We start from the raw sequence: 18,659 nt of genomic DNA, 5'->3' as shown, positions 1-18,659 counted from the left end.
TCACCCTCTCGGGCTTTCCTCCGGGCTTTTCCCTTCGGTCCTGCTGTGTTCTTGTCTTGCTGTCTTGCGTTTCCGACTCTATCAGACCGTTTCCGACTCTGATTTCCTCGGTGCTTTCCAGGTTCCCGCTCTCGCGTTTCCCTTTCCGGCGAATCCGACTCTATCAGATCCTCTCGGGCCCGATTCCCAGTCGAAGTGGGTTGTCCTCGCGGCTGTTGGGCCGTTCCGACGAGTGAGACTTTAGCGGAATCGTGGCCCCCGAGCTAATCGGGGTTGCGCCCTTTCGAACGCGGATTCCTCATTTCGCAAACACGCAGGAAAACGAGCCGACGACGGATCGTCGATCGCTTGTGCTTGGTGCGGAATGGCTGTCCGGGGACCAACCGAAGTCGGCGCTCACGTCGGACAACTCGGAGAACAGTACGTAGCGGGCAGGGGCGTGTCAACTTGCCTCCGGGGAGCGCCCTCGCGGGGGTAGTCTCGGTGCCATGACTACGCACGCGTGCACCCAGCTGTGGTGGGCCGCCTGACGGCGGCCGTACATACGCGTGTACTCATCGGCCGCCTCCTCGGCGGCCGTTCTCGTATCTCCCTCCTGGAGCGCCGGCCGGCGGTGGTGGCGGCCTCGACCAGGAGGTAGAGGAATGAAGCGGGTCTTCAGCGGGGTCAAGCCGACCGGGCATCTGACGCTCGGCAACTACCTGGGGGCGATGCGGCGCTGGAGCGAGGTCGACCAGCACGAGGCCGACGCGCTGTTCTGCGTCGTCGACCTGCACGCGCTGACCGTGGACCACGATCCCGCCCGCGTGCGCAGGCTGAGTCGGCAGGCGGCCACGCTGTTGCTCGCCGCGGGGCTCGATCCGAAGCTGTGCACCGTCTTCGTACAGAGTCACGTGGATGAGCACGTGCGGCTTTCGTATCTACTCGAGTGCGTGGCGACCGACGGTGAGATGCGCCGGATGATCCAGTACAAGGAGAAGGCGGCGGCCGAGCGGGCGCGGGGCGGGAGTGTGCGGCTGTCGCTGCTGACGTATCCCGTGCTGATGGCGGCGGACATCCTGGCGTACGGGACCGACGAGGTGCCGGTCGGTGACGACCAGGCGCAGCACGTGGAGCTGACGCGGGATGTGGCGGTGCGGTTCAACCAGCGGTACGGGCAGACGTTCGTGGTGCCGCGGACCACGCATCCGGGGGTGGCGGCCCGCGTCATGAACCTGCAGGACCCGACGTCGAAGATGGGGAAGTCCGACGACGTCGGCCCGGGCATCGTCTATCTGCTCGACGAGCCAGACGTCGTCCGGAAGAAGGTCATGCGGGCTGTGACGGACAGCGGGCGGGACGTCGCCTACGACCGGGAGGCCCGGCCCGGGGTCTCGAACCTGCTGGAGATCCTCGCGGCCTGTGAAGGTGGGAACCCGAACGACCTGGCCGGTGTATACGAGTCGTACGGATCTTTGAAGAAGGACACCGCCGACGCCGTGGTGGAGCTCCTGAGGCCCGTACAGCAGAGGCACAAGGAGCTGTGCGCGGATGCCGCGTATGTGGAGGGGGTGTTGCGCGAGGGTGCCGAGAGGGCCAGAGAGATGGCGAGGCCGAGGGTGGACGCGGCGTACCGGGCGATCGGGCTGCTGCCTGCGGTGTGACGGCGATGCGAGGAGTGGTGGGACCGAGGAGCGGTGGGGCCGGAGGCGGGTCCGGCCCCGGTGTTCCAGCGGGGCCTAGCTGTTGCCGGAGGCGAGTGCTCGGCTGCGGTCGCGGGCTGCTTCGAGGGCGGCGATGAGGGCGGCCCGTACGCCGTGGTTCTCGAGTTCGCGGATGGCGTTGATCGTGGTGCCCGCGGGGGAGGTGACGTTCTCGCGGAGCTTCACGGGGTGCTCGCCGCTGTCGCGGAGCATCACGGCGGCGCCGATCGCGGACTGGACGATGAGGTCGTGGGCCTTGTCGCGGGGCAGGCCGAGCAGGATGCCCGCGTCGGTCATGGCCTCGACCAGGTAGAAGAAGTACGCCGGTCCCGATCCGGAGAGGGCGGTGCAGGCGTCCTGCTGGGACTCGGGGACGCGGAGCGTCTTGCCGACGGCGCCGAAGATCTCCTCGGCGTGGGCGAGGTGCTCGGCGGTGGCGTGGCTGCCCGCGGAGATGACGGACATGGCCTCGTCGACGAGGGCGGGGGTGTTCGTCATGACACGGACGACGGGGGTGCCCTGGGCGAGGCGCTCCTCGAAGAAGGAGGTGGGGATGCCCGCCGCGCCGCTGACGACCAGGCGGTCGGCGGGGACGTGCGAGGCGAGTTCGTCGAGGAGGGTGCCCATGTCCTGCGGCTTGACCGTGAGGATCAGCGTGTCGGCGGTCTTGGCCGCCTCCTGGTTGCTGACCGGGGTGACGCCGTGTCGCTCCTGGAGTTCCCGGGTGCGCTCGGGGCGGCGGGCCGTGACCAGGAGGTCGGCGGGGGCCCAGCCGGCTCGGATCATTCCGCTGAGCAGGGCCTCGCCGATCTTGCCGGTGCCGAGCACTGCGACTTTCTGGGTCATGTTCGGTTGCCCTCCGGGGTGCGACGTCCGGGGCTCATCCTCGCACCGGGGCCCGGCTGTGGGCTGCGGTGTCCGCTGGGCGGGACGCGGTGGTGCCCGGGGGAGGTCCGTGTCAGGCGGTGCGGCGGCGGAGGGTTGCCGCGCCGAGGGTGAGGACGAGGAGGGCGCAGGCCGCGACGATCAGGGCGTCGCGGACGAAGGCGGCGGTGATGTCGGTGTGCTTGAGGACTTCGTTCATGCCGTCGACCGCGTACGACATGGGAAGCACGTCGGAGATGCCTTCGAGTACGGGGTGCATGGCGGAGCGCGGGGTGAACAGGCCGCACAGGAGGAGCTGGGGGAAGATCACGGCCGGCATGAACTGGACGGCCTGGAACTCGGAGGAGGTGAACGCCGAGACGAAGAGGCCCAGGGCCGTGCCGAGCAGGGCGTCGAGCAGGGCGACGAGGAGGAGCAGCCAGGCCGAGCCTGTGACGTCGAGACCGAGGGCCCAGACGGCCAGGCCGGTGGCGAGGACGGACTGGACGATGGCGATCGCGCCGAAGGCGAGGGCGTAGCCGGCGATGAGGTCGGCCTTGCCGAGGGGCATGGCGAGGAGGCGTTCGAGGGTGCCTGAGGTGCGTTCGCGGAGGGTGGCGATGGAGGTGACCAGGAACATCGTGATGAGGGGGAAGATGCCGAGCAGTGAGGCGCCGATGGAGTCGAAGGTGCGTGGGCTGCCGTCGAAGACGTAGCGGAGCAGCAGGAGCATCACGCACGGGATGAGGATCATCAGCGCGATCGTGCGCGGGTCGTGGCGTAGCTGGCGCAGGACGCGGGCCGCGGTGGCGGTGGTGCGGGCGAGGTCGATCGCGCGCGGCTTCGGGGGCGCGGCCGGGCTCGTACGCGGGGTGGTGGTCGTGGTCATCGGACGGTCTCCTTGCTCGGCCGGGCGCCGGCCGCGATCGCTTCGTCGACGAGGTGGAGGAAGGCGGCTTCGACGGTGTCGGTGCCGGTCCGGTCGCGCAGGGCGTCCGAGGTCTCGTCGGCGAGGATCCCGCCCTCGCGCATCAGGAGGAGCCGGTGGCAGCGCTCGGCCTCGTCCATGACGTGGGAGGAGATGAGGAGGGTGGCCCCGCAGTCGGCGGCGATGGCGTGGAAGAGCTGCCACAGATCGCGGCGGAGTACGGGGTCGAGGCCGACGGTGGGTTCGTCGAGGACGAGGAGTTCGGGGGCGCCGATGAGGGCCACGGCGAGGGAGACGCGGCTGCGCTGCCCGCCGCTGAGGTTGCCCGCGAGGGCGTCGGCGTGGGAGGTGAGGTCGACGTCGGAGATGGCGTGGGTGACGTGCTCGTGGCGGCGTTCGGCCGCCGCGCGGCCGGGGTCGAGGACGGCGGCGAAGTAGTCGAGGTTCTGGCGGACTGTCAGGTCGTCGTAGACGGAGGGGGCTTGGGTGACGTAGCCGATGCGGGAGCGCAGGGCGGCGTGTCCGGCGGGGAGGCCGAGGACGTCCAGGGTGCCGGTGACCTTGGCCTGGGTGCCGACGATCGACCGCATCAGGGTGGACTTGCCGCACCCGGAGGGGCCGAGGAGGCCGGTGATCTGGCCCCGGGGGACGTCGAAGTCGAGCCCGCGCAGGACGTGGCGGTGACCTCGGACGACAGTGAGGGCGGCGGCGTGCACCGCTGTGGGGTCCGTGGGTGGTGGTGCGGGCGCGGGTGGGCCGGACGCATTATTCATCATGTGATGAATAATGCGCCGGGGTCATGAAGCCGTCAAGCCATGGCGACGCACCGCCGTGACCGCTTCAGGCGCGGGTGGCGACGAGCAGTTTGTGGGTGGGTGTGCGATATTTCGCGCGGCTCAGGGGCGGCTCGCGCGGCTCAGGGGCGGCTGCCGCGTAGGGCGCGGGCTCGGGGGTGCGCGACTGGCTCTCACCGGTCGTGTCCGTCCGGCGTTCCGAGGAGTGGGGGCGGTCTGTCAGGTGCGTCGCTTGCGGGAGGGCTTTCCCGCGCGGCGGGCCGTTCGCCGGTCGTGTGCGGCGCGGGCCGTCTCGTACTCGCCGCGGTGCAGGCTCTCGCCCGGCGCCTCCGTCAGCGAGCGGAAGAAGTACGCGGCGAGGGTGCCCACGAAGCCGATGGTCAGCAGGCCCCGCAGGGCGGACTGGGTGTCCGGGGCGGGGCGCCGCGAGTAGCCCGCCCAGGTGTGGCGGAACGCGAGCGCGCTGCAGACGGCGAACATCGTCACGACCAGGAGCGTCACGAAGCCGCCCACGGCCGCGATCGCCAGTCCTTCGTAGGCGAAGCGCAGGACCAGGCAGCCGGCCACGATCGCGGCGAGTGAGCCGACGGCCGCGGCGGCGCGGCGGGCCGCGTACCCGCCGTCGTGGTCCACCCAGGTCGTTCCGAAGAAGCGGATCGGTTCGGGGCGGGGGCCTGCGGGGCTGCCTGATGCGTCGCTCACCACTCGATTATCGCCTCGGGCATCCACCGCCCCGGGCATCGATCGTCTCGGACCTCCCGTGGACAGGCAGGGGGCGTCGGCGCTGGCGGGCGGGTGCCTTCGCCCAGACGTGTCGGCGCGCAGACGTGCCGGCGGCAGCAGTGGTGTGCGGGGGCGCCGCGGACCGCCGGATCGCGGTCCGGCGGTCCGGGGCGCCTGCGGATCGGGGCCGCTCAGGCGCAGCGCGGGGCCACGTATCCGTCGCTGCCCGTGTCGACGTACGCGTCCGAGACGTACTGGCCGTTGGCGATGTTGTCCCAGATGTTCGTCGTGCCGTAGGTGCCGGTCACCCACTCGCCGGGCTTCTGGCAGTTGATGGGCACGCGGGCCCCCAGCGGCAGCACCTTGATCAGCTGGTACTGGGTGCCGGGACCGCTGCGGACCTTCAGGCGTACGCCCGCGGCCACCGGGTAGCGGACCGCCAGCGCCTCCGTAGTCTCGGCGCTCTCGGCGCTCTCGGCGGCGACCAGTGTCGCGGTCGCCGCCCCCACCCCCTCCTCCGTGCCGTCGACCGCTACTTCGACCGCGCTCGTACCGTCCTCTACAGCCATTGCTGCCTCCCCCGTTGCTCTGTGTCCTGCGTGTCCTGCCGGTATTTCTCGCGCATCGGGCGCGCGACCCGCGCAGGCTAGCAAGCGCGTCCGACATCGCACGCACCATCGACTAGGCTCCGTGCGTCGCGCTCGGCGGACACGAACACGGGGGTGGGCCATGGCCCCGCTGCGCAGCTTCGGACCCGGACAGGAAGCGGAACACCCGGACTATGCCGGGCAGTACCGCCTCGAGTCCTGCCTGGGTGCGGGCGGCATGGGTGTGGTGCACCTGGCGACGTCCGCCTCCGGACTGCGTCTCGCGATCAAGGTCGTGCACGCCCAGTACGCGGCGGACCCCGAGTTCAGGGCGCGCTTCCGGCAGGAGGTGAGCGCCGCCCGGCGGGTGAGCGGGGCCTTCACCGCGCCCGTGGTGGACGCGGACCCCGATGCCGCACTGCCGTGGATGGCGACCCTGTTCATACCCGGCCCCACCCTCTCCGAGCAGGTGAAGCGGAACGGCGCGATGGACTCCGGTGAGGTACGCAGACTCGGTGCGGGTCTGGCCGAGGCGCTGCGCGACATCCACCGCGTCGGAGTGGTCCACCGCGATCTCAAACCGAGCAACGTCCTTCTCGCGCCCGACGGCCCCAAGGTCATCGACTTCGGCATCTCGCGTCCGGTGGACAGCGATCTGCGGACGGAGACGGGGAAACTGATCGGTTCGCCGCCCTTCATGGCGCCCGAGCAGTTCCAGCGGCCGAGGGAGGTCGGACCGGCCGCCGACGTGTTCGCGATGGGCGCGGTGCTGGCCCACGCGGCGACGGGCCGCGGCCCCTTCGACTCCAACAGTCCGTACATCGTCGCGTACCAGGTGGTGCACAACGAACCGGACCTCGCGGGTGTGCCGGACGACCTGGTGCCGTTGATCCTGCGCTGTCTGGCGAAGGACCCGGCGGAACGGCCCTCACCGGCCGAGGTGATGGACGCCCTGCGGCAGCCGACGCGCACGGCGGCACCCCGCATCCCGGCCCAGCGGCGCTCCCCGGAGGAGACGCACATCGGCGCGAGGCCCCAGCCGGAGCCGGCCGCTCCTCCGCGCGCCCGCCGGCGTCCCGGACGTGCCGCCGTGGTCGGTGTCACGCTCGTGCTGGCGGCGGGAGGCGCTCTCGGCGTACGGGAGCTGACCTCGTCCGGGACATCCCCGACCGGCTCCGCCGAAGCGGGTCCGGAAACGTTTCGGCCCTGGAGTACGGTCCTCGACGGCACCCCGGACGACGGCACCCCGGACAACGGCACCCCGGACGACGGCACCCCGGACGACGGCGCCCCGGCCACACCGCCGGTCTGCACGTCGGGCGAGGGCGCCCTCTACTGCTCGGCACCGGGCATCCCGGCGGCACGGCTCGATCCCGCGAACGGCCGGGTCATGTGGTCGTACAAGGGCGCGGGCGGAGCAGAAGGGGACGGCGGGGCGGGAGGGGACGGCGGTGGCGGCTCGGATGCGGGGGCGAAGACGCCTCCCGTGCTGTCCGGCGGCCTGCTGCACATCACGAGCGGCGGCCGGCTCACGGCGGTCGACACCGGGTCGGGGAAGCAGCGCTGGGACGTGGACGTCTCCGCGTACGCGGCCGTCGTACACAGTGCGGACACCACGCTCCTCATCGGTGAGCGGGGCGCCGTGCGGGCGCTGGACAGTGCGACGGGCGAGGAACGCTGGAGCACGCGGATCGGTGGCCTGGGCACCCAGTGGATCGGCGGTCCGGTCGGAGCGGGCGTCTTCTACGCGGTGACGCCCTCCGACGACGGGACCGCCACGCAGGTGAGCGCGGTGTCCGCGGAGCGGGGAACGGTGTCGTGGACGAGGTCGGCGGCCGGGAACCTGAGCCCGTTCTCCGCGCCGGACGGGGCCCTGTACCTCCTGTCGACGAACGCCGACCAGCTGGTCGACGCGGTGGTGCGGTGGGACACCGGGGAGCGCGGCGTCCGCCGGGTGTCCCTGCCGACCCCGCTCGACCGGGCGTCCGCCGCGGAGAGTGGTGGCGTCGTGTACCTGAGCGAGGTGGGCGGCTCGATCGTGGCCGTCGACACACGCCGGGCCGGGGAGGACGGGGTGGGTTCCGAGCTGTGGCGCCTGGAGACCTCGGTGAGCCGTCCGTCGCGGCCTGTGGTGTCGGGTGGCCGCGTGTACATCAGCGCTCCCGACGGCCGCCTGCTCGCCACGAACGCCCGTGACGGCGAGCCGCTGGGCCAGACCCGCCCCCGGCTCGGCGGGGACACGGCACGGGTCGTGGCGGAACTGCCCCGGCCGGTGGTCATGGACGGTGAGGTCTTCGCGGGCGCGCCCGACGGCAGCGTCTTCGCCGTGAGCGCTCGCGGACCCGCCGACTGGTGAGCCCCGCCCGATCGTGCCGGCCGGACCCGGTCGGGTGCGCCCCGGGGCTGGCACAGGGCACGCCCCCGGGACAGGCGCGCGGCCCGGGAACAACCTCGTGGTCCGGGAACGCCGAACCCGCCCGGTGGTGCGGACCGGGCGGGTTCGGGTGCACTGTGAGGTACGGGTGCGGGTGCAGAGGCGGGGGTCGGCTGCCTGGCCCTCGGCTGATCTGCGGCTCGGCTGTTGGTCCAGCCGTGGGCTAGCCGAGCTTTGAGACGTCCCGGACCGCGCCCCTGTCCGCGCTGGTCGCCATCGCGGCGTACGCGCGCAGGGCCGCCGAGACCTTGCGCTCGCGGGCGACCGGGGCGTACACGCCGCCGAGGGCCTCGCGGCGCGCGGTCAGTTCCTCGTCGGTGACCAGGAGCTCGATGCTGCGGTTCGGGATGTCGATGCGGATGCGGTCGCCGTCCCGGACGAGGGCGATCGTGCCGCCGGACGCCGCCTCGGGCGACGCGTGGCCGATGGACAGGCCCGAGGTGCCGCCGGAGAAGCGGCCGTCGGTGATCAGGGCGCAGGTCTTGCCGAGCCCGCGGCCCTTGAGGAAGGACGTCGGGTAGAGCATCTCCTGCATGCCGGGGCCGCCCTTGGGGCCCTCGTAGCGGATGACGACGACGTCGCCGTGCGTGATCTCCTTCTTGAGGATCTTGTCGACGGCCTCCTCCTGCGACTCACAGACGACCGCCGGGCCCTCGAAGGTCCAGATCGACTCGTCCACGCCCGCCGTCTTCACGACACAGCCGTCGACGGCGAGGTTGCCCTTGAGGACCGCGAGGCCGCCGTCCTTGGAGTACGCGTGCTCGGCGGAGCGGATGCAGCCGCCCGCCGCGTCCTCGTCGAGGGCCTCCCAGCGCTCGGACTGCGAGAAGGCGGAGGACGAGCGGACGCCGCCGGGCGCCGCGAACCACAGCTCCAGGGCCTCCGGGGAGGGGGAGCCGCCGCGGACGTCCCAGGTCTTGAGCCAGTCGGCGAGGGACGGGCTGTGCACGGCGTGCACGTCCTCGTTCAGCAGGCCCGCGCGGTGGAGTTCGCCGAGCAGGGCGGGGATGCCGCCGGCCCGGTGCACGTCCTCCATGTAGTACGTGCGGTCCTTCGCCACGTTCGGGGCGACCTTGGCGAGGCACGGCACACGGCGCGAGACCGCGTTGATCTCGTCCAGGCCGAACGGGACGCCCGCCTCCTCGGCGGCGGCCAGCAGGTGCAGGATCGTGTTGGTCGAGCCGCCCATGGCGATGTCGAGGGCCATGGCGTTCTCGAAGGCCGCGAACGTGGCGACGTTGCGCGGCAGGACCGTCTCGTCGTCCTGCTCGTAGTAGCGGCGGGTGATGTCCATGACCGTGCGCGCGGCGTCCTCGTACAGGCCCTTGCGGGCCGTGTGCGTGGCGAGGACCGAGCCGTTGCCGGGGAGGGAGAGGCCGATGGCCTCGGTCAGGCAGTTCATGGAGTTGGCCGTGAACATGCCGGAACAGGACCCGCAGGTCGGACAGGCGTTCTCCTCGATACGGAGGATGTCCTCGTCCGAGATCTTGTCGTTCACGGCGTCGGAGATCGCGTCGACCAGGTCGAGCGTGCGGACCGAGCCGTCGACCAGGGTGGCGCGGCCGGACTCCATGGGGCCGCCGGAGACGAAGACCGTCGGGATGTTCAGGCGCAGGGCGGCCATGAGCATGCCGGGGGTGATCTTGTCGCAGTTCGAGATGCAGATCAGGGCGTCGGCGCAGTGGGCCTCCACCATGTACTCCACGCTGTCCGCGATCAGGTCGCGGGACGGGAGCGAGTACAGCATTCCGCCGTGGCCCATCGCGATGCCGTCGTCGACGGCGATCGTGTTGAACTCGCGCGGGATGCCGCCCGCGGCCGTGATGGCCTCGCTCACGATCCGGCCGACCGGCTGGAGGTGGGTGTGGCCCGGCACGAACTCCGTGAAGGAGTTGGCGACCGCGACGATCGGCTTGCGGCCGATGTCCGCGCCCGGTACACCGGAGGCGCGCATAAGGGCGCGTGCGCCCGCCATGTTGCGGCCGTGGGTGACTGTGCGGGACCTCAGCTCGGGCATCGTCGCTCGCTCCTTCGGAGAGTGTTGACTGTCGTCGAGCGTACGCCCGTCATCCAGGGGCCGGACATGGTGTCCGGTATGCGGGATCGTCGTCTCGGGGTCTGTGGGGTACCGGTGCGGGCGGGGCGGGCAGGGTGGGGCGCTCGAGGTCGGATGTCGAGTGCCGGCCGGTGAGGGCTGAGCTCACGGTTCCCCGCGCCCTTCAGCGGGCTGCGCCCCTGCTTCGGGGGATCATGGGGCTGTCAGGTGGGACTGGATCACCGGGGAGACGCGGTTGATGATCTGTTCCGGGTCTGCCGAGGCCAGGGGTTCCACCTTGATCACGTAACGCAGCATCGCGACGCCGACGAGTTGGGCCGCGGCCAGTTCGGCGCGCAGTTCGGCGTCGGGGACGTCGAGCTGGGCGGCGACGCGGCGCAGCAGCTGGGCGGAGACCAGGCGGCGGAAGACTCCGGCAGCGACCTCGTTGTTCACGGCGGAGCGGACGATCGCGAGCAGGGCCTTGCGGGTGGCCGGGTTCTCCCAGACGCCGAAGAAGAAGCGGGCCAGCCGCTCGCCCGTGCCGTCCAGGGGGCCTTCGGCGACCGCGCCGGGGGCGCTCAGGAGGGGCCCGATGGCGACCTCGATGGACGCCTCGAAGATCTGCTCCTTGGTACCGAAGTAGTGGTGCACGAGGGCCGAGTCCACGTCCGCCGCCTTGGCGATGCCCCGCATGGACGTCTTCTCGAAGCCCCGGTTGGCGAACTCCTCGCGGGCCGCCGCCAGGATGCGGTCGCGGGCCGCGGGGGCGTCCGCGGAGTCCGTACGGGAAGGGCGTCCCCGGCGGCGCGGGGCGGCGGCGGTCATGTACGCGGGACCCGGGCCGCCGAGGCCAGGTGGAGGCGGGTGAAGGCGAGGGCCTCCGCCAGGTCGGCCTCGCGCTCCGCGCTGGACATGGCCCGGCGGGTGTTGACCTCGATGACGACATGGCCGTCGTAGCCGGACAGGGCGAGCCGTTCCAGCAGCTCGGCGCAGGGCTGGGTGCCGCGGCCGGGGACGAGGTGCTCGTCCTTGTTGGAACCGTTGCCGTCGGCGAGGTGGACGTGGCCGAGGCGGTCGCTCATGCGGTCGATCATCTGGAGCGCGTCCGTGCGGGCCGTCGCGGTGTGGCTGAGATCGATCGTGAAATGCCGGTAGTCGTCCTTGGTGACGTCCCAGTCGGGCGCGTAGGCGAGCATCTCGCGGTCGCGGTAACGCCAGGGGTACATGTTTTCCACGGCGAATCGTACGTCCGTCTCGTTCGCCATCTGCCAGATCCCGGTGACGAAGTCGCGGGAGTACTGGCGCTGCCAGCGGAAGGGGGGGTGGACGACGACCGCGCTCGCGCCGAGTTTCTCGGCTGCCGCCCGGGCGCGCTGGAGTTTGGTCCACGGGTCGGTGGACCAGACGCGCTGGGTGATGAGCAGGCAGGGGGCGTGTACGGCGAGGATCGGCATGTGGTGGTAGTCGCTGAGGCGGCGCAGGGCCTCGATGTCCTGGCTGACCGGATCGGTCCACACCATGACCTCGACGCCGTCGTAGCCGAGGCGCGCGGCGATCTCGAAGGCCGTCGCCGTCGACTCCGGATAGACGGAGGCCGTGGACAGCGCGACCTTCGCATCCGGGATGCGCACGACTGGGTCTGCCACGGGGACAGGTTACGGGGTGGGTTCGTCGGGTGGTGGGGGGCGGGGTTGTTTGTCCGCCGGTTCGCGTCCGCGGGTTTTGGTCGTGGGGGGTTGGCGGTGTTCCCTGCGGCCCTGAGGGGGGTGAGGCTGGTGGCCGGGGAGGTGGGGGTGTGACCGGTCCGGTGGGGGTGCTCGCGCAGTTCCCCGCGCCCCTAAGGGGGGTGAGGGTTGAGGAGGTGGGAGCGGTCCGGTGGGGGGTGCTCGCGCCGTTCCTCGCGTCCCTGAGGGGCGTGGGGTGGGTCAGGGGGATGTCATTTGGTCCAGGCTGCGGAGGATCACTCCCTCTCGGAGTGCCCAGGGGCAGATCTCCACGGTTTCCACGCCGAAGAGGTCCATCGCGCCCTCGGCCACGATGGCGCCGGCCAGGAGCTGGCCCGCCCGGCCCTCGGACACCCCGGGGAGCTCCGCGCGCTCGGCGGCGGTCATGGAGGCGAGGCGTGGCACCCAGTCCTCCAGGGAGCGGCGCTTGAGCTCGCGCTGCACATACAGGCCGTCGACGGAGCGCGCGGCCCCGGCGAGGCGGGCGAGCTGCTTGAAGGTCTTGGACGTGGCGACCACGTGGTCGGGGGCGCCGAAACGGCTGAACTCCCCGACCGTACGGGCGATCTGGGCCCGCACATGGCGGCGCAGGGCCTTGATGTCCGCCGGGTCCGCCGGGTCGGTCGGCAGCCAGCCCGCGGTGAGGCGTCCCGCGCCGAGCGGCAGGGACGCGGCGGCGTCGGGCTCCTCGTCTATCCCGTAGCCGATCTCCAGCGAACCGCCGCCGATGTCGAGGACGAGCAGTTTCCCGGCCGACCAGCCGAACCAGCGGCGGGCGGCGAGGAAGGTGAGCCGGGCCTCCTCGGCGCCGGTGAGTACCTGGAGCTCCACACCGGTCTCGGCGCGCACCCGCGCCAGCACCTCGTCGGCGTTGCTGGCCTCCCGCACGGCGGAGGTCGCGAACGGCAGCAGATCCTCGACGCCCTTGTCCTCGGCCGCCTCCATCGCCTCCCGGACGACGGCGATCAGTTTGTCGACCCCTGCGGAGTCGATCGCACCGCTGTCGTCGAGGAGTTGGGCGAGCCGCAGCTCCGCCTTGTGCGAATGCGCGGGCAGCGGGCGCGCGCCGGGGTGTGCGTCCACCACCAGCAGGTGCACCGTGTTCGAACCCACGTCCAGGACACCGAGTCTCATGTACGGCACGCTACTGCGCCCGGGCCGCCCGGCCGTCCCCAGAGTGGTCACGGGCCACTTACTCTGGACTGGTGCCAAAGACGAAAAAGGCGAAGAGCGAGAAATCGACCAAGGACACCGCCATCGAGTCCGTGGAGGACCTCCTCCGGGTGAAGGTCTCCGGGTCCAAGAAGGCCGGGAAGCTCCCCAAGCCCGTGAAGGGTGACGAGAAGGGGCTCGACTTCGCGCGCGCGTGGGTGGAGTTCCCGGATCCGGCCGACGACGAGCAGGTCTTCCGCTGCGATCTGACCTGGCTGACCTCTCGCTGGAACTGCGTCTTCGGCAGCGGCTGTCAGGGCATCCAGGCGGGCCGCGCGGAGGACGGGTGCTGCACGCTGGGGGCCCACTTCTCGGACGAGGACGACGAGAAGCGTGTCGCCGGTCATGTGGCGAGGCTCACGCCGGACATCTGGCAGCACCACGACGTGGGGACCGAGACCGGCTGGGTCTCGCAGGACGAGGACGGTGAGCGGCAGACGCGCCCGTACCAGGGCTCCTGCATCTTCCAGAACCGCCCCGGTTTCGCCGGCGGCATGGGCTGCTCGCTGCACATCCTTGCGGTCAAGGAGGGCCGCGAGCCCCTGGAGACCAAGCCGGACGTCTGCTGGCAGCTGCCGGTCCGGCGGACGTACGAGTGGATCGACCGGCCCGACGACACCCGTGTGCTGCAGGTCTCGATCGGCGAGTACGACCGCCGCGGGTGGGGGCCCGGCGGGCACGACCTGCACTGGTGGTGCACGTCGGCGACCTCGGCCCACGGCGCCGGGGACCCCGTGTACGTCTCGTACCGCCCGGAACTGATCGAGCTGATGGGCAGGCCCGCGTACGACCGCCTGGCGGCCCTGTGCGAGGAACGCCTGTCCTCCCAGCTCCCCCTGCTGGCCCCGCACCCCGCGGACCCGCGGACTCCGTCCCGGTGACGACCGGCCCGGTCAGGGCCGCGTGGAGGTGGACCCTCCGGAGGTGCCCGGCGGCGGCTCGGGCTCAGGCTCTGACGGCCCGGGATCCGGCGGCGTCGGCTGCGGCCCCGGCTCGGACGCACCGGGATCGGACGGCATCGGCTCGGGATCGGGTCCCGGGCCGGGGTCGGACGGCCCGGGATCCGGCGGTCCGGGGTCGGACGGCGCCGGGCCGGGCGGCCTCGGCGGATCCGGCCGCGGTCCCGCCCCCGGCCGGGACGGTCCCGCCGCCCCGTACCCGCTGATCGTCACCACCGCCCCCGCCGGCGCGACCGACACCCGCGCACTCCACGCACCGATCGGTTCGCGCAGGGGGTCGACGTACACCTTCACCGTCACCGACTCCCCCGGTGCCAGCGTCCCCGACGACCGGTTCAGGTAGAGCCAGGCCGCCCCCGTGTGCGCGGACCAGCGGACCGGTGAACCGCCGGTCGCCGTGAGGGTCACCAGAGTCGTGTCGCCGCTGGAGCGGGCCACCACGGAGAGGTCGCCCGTGCGCTGCCCCGGACCCACGCCGACGACCTCCACGGAGACGTCGGACGAGCCGCTGCGCGGGGTGAAGCGGGAGTCGGGACGCGTACTGGCGTTGCCGGCGTTCTCGTAACCGGGCCCCTCCCCGTCCATGCCTCCGGAGTCGTGCGCCTCGCTCGCGGTCACCGGCCGGCCGTCGGCGCCCTCGCCGAGGAGGGGCGCGCCGCGATAGGCCGCCCACAGGGCGAGCACGGGGGCCGCCACGACGGTGGCGACGACCGTGCCCGTGACGGCACGCGCGCGTAGCCGGTCCCGGCGGGCCGCGTGGTCCTTGGGGTCCATCGGGAAACCGCGCCGGTCGAAGCGCGGGCCGCCGCCCCGCGCGCGCGGGAGGTGCGTCATGGCCCTGTGGAGGGCCGCACGCGGGGCTTCGAGCACGGGCAGCGCGGCGGGTGTGACGCTGGTGCCCGGCCAGGAGCCGGGCACCGCGCGCTCGGCGGTCCGGCGGCAGCGGGGGCAGTCGTCGACGTGCCGGACCAGTTCGCGGCGCAGCGCCGCGTTGAGGACGAGGCGGTTGTCACCGGTGAGCCGCGCGACGCCCGGACAGGTCCCGGTCTCGACGACGGCCAAGGCGGCACGCGTGCGCTCGACCTCGCAGGCCGCCGCCGCGAGGAGTTCCCGGGCGGTGACCGGGGTCATGCCGAGGACGGCGGCCACCTCGTGGGCGGCGAGCTGGTGGCGCACGGCGAGTTCGAGCGCCTCGCGCTGTTCCGGTGTCGTCCCGGCGGCCTCCGGCCAGGCCAGCAGGGCGAGTTCACGACGGCGGCGCTCTGCCTCGGCGGCCGGGAGGTCGGCGGACGAGCGGCTGTCCGCCCGCTCGCTCACGGAACGGCCGGCGGCGGCCGCTGGGGCACCCGTGCCCGATCCGGCTCCCATGCCCGTGCCTGTGCTCGGGGCGCGGTTCGCCGGTTCCGGGCCCGGCGCGCGACCCGCGGCACGGCCGTCGGCCTCGGGACGGCCCGCGGCATGGGTGCCATGACGTTTCTGCTTGGCCTCGGCGAGCTTGCGCAGACAGGACCAGCGGGCCAGTGCGTACAGCCAGGCCCGGTGGTGGTCCGGCTCCTCCGGGCCGCGCTGGCCGCGGCGCTCGGCGAGGGCGAGGACGTCACCGAGGGCGGCGGTCGCCGTGTCGTGGTCGCACAGGACGGACAGGCAGTAGGTGAACAGGCCGTCCAGGTACGGCTCGTAGCGGGCCGGCGGGCGCTGTGCCAGCGTGCGCGCCGCCGCCCGGTCGCGCGCCTCGCGGTATGCCCGGTGTGCGCCGGTGGTGCGGGTCGAGGTCTCGGGACTGCTCATCACCCGTGCGACCGTAGGCGCCTTCCGACGGCGCCCTCTTCCTGCTTGCGCACATTTAATCCATACGGGTGAAACGATCCCTCAAATGAGGGCGAGGCCCCTGACCCGGTGTCGTGCTCCTGACGGGCGGTGGCCGGTTTGCGAAGAGTGCCCGGTTACCGGCACCTGGTGCCAACGGGCCGTCACGGCGCTGTCAGTGGCGCCGGTTACGGTTCGTGTCATGGCTGCCCGTACGAAGACCGCGAAGGACCGGCCGTCCTACCGCTGCACCGAGTGCGGCTGGCAGACGGCCAAGTGGCTCGGCCGCTGCCCCGAGTGCCAGGCGTGGGGGACGATCGAGGAGTACGGCGCGCCCGCGGTGCGTACGACGGCCCCCGGCCGGGTCACCACCTCCGCGCTGCCCATCGGTGAGGTCGACGGCCGGCAGGCGACCGCCCGCTCGACCGGTGTGCCCGAGCTGGACCGCGTGCTGGGCGGCGGCCTCGTACCGGGCGCGGTGGTGCTCGTGGCGGGCGAGCCGGGTGTCGGCAAGTCCACGCTGCTGCTGGACGTGGCGGCGAAGGCCGCGAGCGACGACCACCGCACGCTCTACATCACGGGCGAGGAGTCGGCGAGCCAGGTCCGGCTGCGCGCCGACCGCATCAAGGCGATCGACGACCACCTGTATCTGGCGGCGGAGACCGACCTGGCCGCGGTCCTCGGCCACCTGGACGCGGTGAAGCCGTCCCTGCTCGTCCTCGACTCCGTACAGACCGTGGCCTCACCGGAGATCGACGGCGCCCCCGGAGGGATGTCCCAGGTCCGTGAGGTGGCCGGAGCCCTGATCCGCGCCTCCAAGGAGCGCGGCATGTCCACCCTCCTGGTGGGCCATGTCACCAAGGACGGCGCGATCGCCGGTCCGCGCCTGCTGGAGCACCTCGTGGACGTCGTCCTGAGCTTCGAGGGCGACCGGCACGCGCGCCTCAGACTCGTACGAGGCGTCAAGAACCGGTACGGGACCACGGACGAGGTCGGTTGCTTCGAGCTGCACGACGAGGGCATCACCGGGCTCGCCGACCCCTCCGGTCTCTTCCTCACCCGCCGGGCCGAGCCCGTCCCCGGCACCTGCCTGACCGTCACCCTCGAAGGCCGCCGCCCCCTGGTCGCCGAGGTGCAGGCGCTCACCGTGGACACCCAGATCCCCACCCCGCGGCGGACGACCTCCGGCCTGGAGACCTCCCGGGTCCAGATGATGCTCGCCGTCCTGGAGCAGCGCGGCCGGATCAGCGCCCTCGGGAAGCGGGACATCTACACCGCGACGGTCGGCGGCGTGAAACTCTCCGAGCCCGCCGCGGACCTCGCGATCGCGCTCGCGCTGGCCAGTGCGGCGAGCGACACCCCGCTGCCCCAGAACCTCGTCGCGATCGGCGAGGTCGGGCTCGCGGGCGAGGTCAGACGGGTCACGGGCGTCCAGCGCAGGCTCTCCGAAGCGCACCGTCTCGGCTTCACCCACGCCCTCGTCCCGAGCGACCCGGGCAAGATCCCTCCCGGTATGAAGGTCCTGGAAGTCGCCGACATGGGGGACGCGCTGCGGGTCCTCCCGAGGTCGCGTCGGCGAGAGGCCCCACGGGACGGGGAAGAGCGCCGGTAGACTTTGCCCAGGTCTCGCCCGTCCGTACGAACCGAGGGCGCCCTCAGAAGCCTGCGACCGGAGGAGTGCAGTGGCAGCCAACGACCGGGCAGCAGTTCCCGGCAAGTCCGGCGGGAGCGGGAGTTCCGGTGCCGATGGCCTGATGCGCACAGCCCTGAGCGCGGTGGCCCCCGGCACGGGCCTGCGTGACGGCCTGGAGCGGATCCTCCGCGGCAACACCGGCGGGCTCATCGTGCTCGGCTGGGACAAGAACGTCGAGGCGATGTGCAGCGGCGGTTTCGTGCTGGACGTCGAGTTCACGGCGACGCGGCTGCGCGAGCTGTGCAAGCTCGACGGCGGCATCATCGTCGACAAGGACATCACCAAGATCTTGCGGGCCGGCGTGCAGCTGGTGCCCGACCCGACGATCCCCACGGAGGAGACGGGCACCCGGCACCGCACGGCGGACCGGGTGAGCAAGCAGGTCGGTTTCCCCGTGGTCTCCGTCTCCCAGTCCATGCGGCTGATCGCGCTGTACGTGGACGGGCAGCGGCGGGTCCTGGAGGACTCGGCCGCGATCCTGTCCCGCGCCAACCAGGCGCTGGCCACGCTGGAGCGGTACAAACTGCGGCTCGACGAGGTCGCGGGCACGCTGTCGGCGCTCGAGATCGAGGACCTGGTCACCGTCCGGGACGTGTCCGCGGTGGCCCAGCGCCTTGAGATGGTGCGGCGGATCGCGACCGAGATCGCCGAGTACGTGGTGGAGCTGGGCACGGACGGGCGGCTGCTCGCGCTGCAGCTGGACGAGTTGATCGCGGGGGTCGAGCCCGAGCGGTCGCTCGTCGTCCGGGACTATGTGCCCGAGCCGACCGCGAAGCGTTCCCGGACGGTGGACGAAGCGCTGTTCGAGCTCGACGCGCTGTCGCATGCCGAGCTGCTCGAAATGCCCACGGTGGCGCGGGCGCTGGGGTACACCGGGTCGCCCGAGGCGCTCGACTCCGCGGTGTCGCCCCGCGGGTTCCGGCTGCTGGCGAAGGTGCCGCGGCTGCCTGGCGCGATCATCGACCGGCTGGTCGAGCACTTCGGAGGGCTGCAGAAGTTGCTCGCCGCGAGTGTGGATGATCTGCAGACGGTCGACGGGGTCGGGGAGGCTCGGGCGCGGAGTGTGCGGGAGGGGCTTTCGCGGTTGGCGGAGTCCTCGATCCTCGAGCGCTACGTCTAGCCTGCCGGCGGCCTGGCGTCGCCCTCTCGGCTTGGCTTGCTCTTCTTGGTTCGGCTTGCTCTGTGCGGGGCTTGTTTGCGCCGTTCCCCGCGCCC

General features: G+C 72.1%; 15 protein-coding genes. 5 read left to right on the top strand and 10 right to left on the bottom strand.

Annotation, left to right across the window (positions count from 1 at the left end; translation table 11 throughout):
• Positions 1-644: 644 nt before the first annotated feature.
• The gene (gene trpS, locus ACFYXC_RS18790) at positions 645-1,643 is read left to right on the top strand and encodes a tryptophan--tRNA ligase (RefSeq protein ID WP_389552788.1); all 999 of its coding nucleotides are present in this window, start codon (positions 645-647) and stop codon (positions 1,641-1,643) included.
• A 75-nt stretch (positions 1,644-1,718) separates the two neighbouring features.
• Here trpS and proC read toward each other — a convergent pair whose 3' ends face one another.
• The 5 genes from proC to ACFYXC_RS18765 all read right to left on the bottom strand — a co-directional run bounded on the left by proC (position 1,719) and on the right by ACFYXC_RS18765 (position 5,560).
• Positions 1,719-2,528 (bottom strand): pyrroline-5-carboxylate reductase, encoded by an 810-nt coding sequence (gene proC, locus ACFYXC_RS18785; protein WP_389552785.1) that lies wholly within the window; start codon positions 2,526-2,528, stop codon positions 1,719-1,721.
• A 112-nt stretch (positions 2,529-2,640) separates the two neighbouring features.
• Positions 2,641-3,435 carry an ABC transporter permease gene (locus ACFYXC_RS18780; RefSeq protein ID WP_389552783.1) on the bottom strand — a complete coding sequence of 265 codons (795 nt, stop codon included), beginning with the start codon at positions 3,433-3,435 and terminating at the stop codon, positions 2,641-2,643.
• Positions 3,432-4,250 carry an ABC transporter ATP-binding protein gene (locus tag ACFYXC_RS18775; protein WP_389552780.1) on the bottom strand — a complete coding sequence of 273 codons (819 nt, stop codon included), beginning with the start codon at positions 4,248-4,250 and terminating at the stop codon, positions 3,432-3,434. Before ACFYXC_RS18775 ends, ACFYXC_RS18780 begins: the two co-directional genes overlap by 4 nt.
• A gap of 237 nt (positions 4,251-4,487) precedes the next feature.
• On the bottom strand, positions 4,488-5,009 hold the full coding sequence (locus tag ACFYXC_RS18770; protein WP_389552777.1) for an EamA/RhaT family transporter: 522 nt from the start codon (positions 5,007-5,009) through the stop codon (positions 4,488-4,490).
• Between the two features lie 173 nt (positions 5,010-5,182).
• Positions 5,183-5,560 carry a peptidase gene (locus tag ACFYXC_RS18765; protein ID WP_389552775.1) on the bottom strand — a complete coding sequence of 126 codons (378 nt, stop codon included), beginning with the start codon at positions 5,558-5,560 and terminating at the stop codon, positions 5,183-5,185.
• 160 nt (positions 5,561-5,720) lie between these two features.
• Here ACFYXC_RS18765 and ACFYXC_RS18760 point away from each other — a divergent pair, with 160 nt between their 5' ends.
• A complete protein-coding gene (locus ACFYXC_RS18760; RefSeq protein ID WP_389552772.1) occupies positions 5,721-7,934 on the top strand; it encodes a PQQ-binding-like beta-propeller repeat protein in 2,214 nt (737 codons plus the stop codon).
• 241 nt (positions 7,935-8,175) lie between these two features.
• Here the strand turns inward: ACFYXC_RS18760 and ilvD are convergent, their stop codons facing one another.
• From ilvD to ACFYXC_RS18740, 4 genes are all read right to left on the bottom strand, one after another.
• Positions 8,176-10,029, bottom strand: a complete 1,854-nt coding sequence (ilvD, locus tag ACFYXC_RS18755; RefSeq protein ID WP_389552769.1) for a dihydroxy-acid dehydratase — start codon at positions 10,027-10,029, stop codon at positions 8,176-8,178.
• Between the two features lie 231 nt (positions 10,030-10,260).
• Complete coding sequence (locus ACFYXC_RS18750) at positions 10,261-10,875, bottom strand: TetR family transcriptional regulator (RefSeq protein ID WP_389552766.1); 615 nt, start codon at positions 10,873-10,875, stop codon at positions 10,261-10,263.
• Positions 10,872-11,696 carry a sugar phosphate isomerase/epimerase family protein gene (locus ACFYXC_RS18745; protein ID WP_388911563.1) on the bottom strand — a complete coding sequence of 275 codons (825 nt, stop codon included), beginning with the start codon at positions 11,694-11,696 and terminating at the stop codon, positions 10,872-10,874. Before ACFYXC_RS18745 ends, ACFYXC_RS18750 begins: the two co-directional genes overlap by 4 nt.
• Before the next feature lie 279 nt (positions 11,697-11,975).
• Positions 11,976-12,908 (bottom strand): Ppx/GppA family phosphatase, encoded by a 933-nt coding sequence (locus tag ACFYXC_RS18740; RefSeq protein WP_388911566.1) that lies wholly within the window; start codon positions 12,906-12,908, stop codon positions 11,976-11,978.
• Positions 12,909-12,979: 71 nt separating this feature from the next.
• Between ACFYXC_RS18740 and ACFYXC_RS18735 the strand changes: the two genes are divergently transcribed.
• Positions 12,980-13,867: a hypothetical protein gene (locus tag ACFYXC_RS18735; RefSeq protein WP_389552762.1), complete on the top strand. Its 888-nt coding sequence runs from the start codon at positions 12,980-12,982 to the stop codon at positions 13,865-13,867.
• 12 nt (positions 13,868-13,879) lie between these two features.
• Here the strand turns inward: ACFYXC_RS18735 and ACFYXC_RS18730 are convergent, their stop codons facing one another.
• On the bottom strand, positions 13,880-15,733 hold the full coding sequence (locus ACFYXC_RS18730) for a hypothetical protein (RefSeq protein ID WP_389552759.1): 1,854 nt from the start codon (positions 15,731-15,733) through the stop codon (positions 13,880-13,882).
• Between the two features lie 220 nt (positions 15,734-15,953).
• Between ACFYXC_RS18730 and radA the strand changes: the two genes are divergently transcribed.
• Together radA and disA are read left to right on the top strand one after the other, a co-directional pair.
• Positions 15,954-17,363: a DNA repair protein RadA gene (gene radA / locus ACFYXC_RS18725; RefSeq protein WP_388911575.1), complete on the top strand. Its 1,410-nt coding sequence runs from the start codon at positions 15,954-15,956 to the stop codon at positions 17,361-17,363.
• Positions 17,364-17,433: 70 nt separating this feature from the next.
• Complete coding sequence (gene disA / locus ACFYXC_RS18720; RefSeq protein WP_388911578.1) at positions 17,434-18,564, top strand: DNA integrity scanning diadenylate cyclase DisA; 1,131 nt, start codon at positions 17,434-17,436, stop codon at positions 18,562-18,564.
• Positions 18,565-18,659: the final 95 nt, after the last annotated feature.

This window comes from Streptomyces sp. NPDC002701, from assembly GCF_042889045.1.
In the GTDB taxonomy this organism is placed as follows: domain Bacteria; phylum Actinomycetota; class Actinomycetes; order Streptomycetales; family Streptomycetaceae; genus Streptomyces.
The sequence above is the reverse complement of the archived record's forward strand: the minus strand, read 5'-3'. Positions and strand labels throughout refer to the sequence as shown.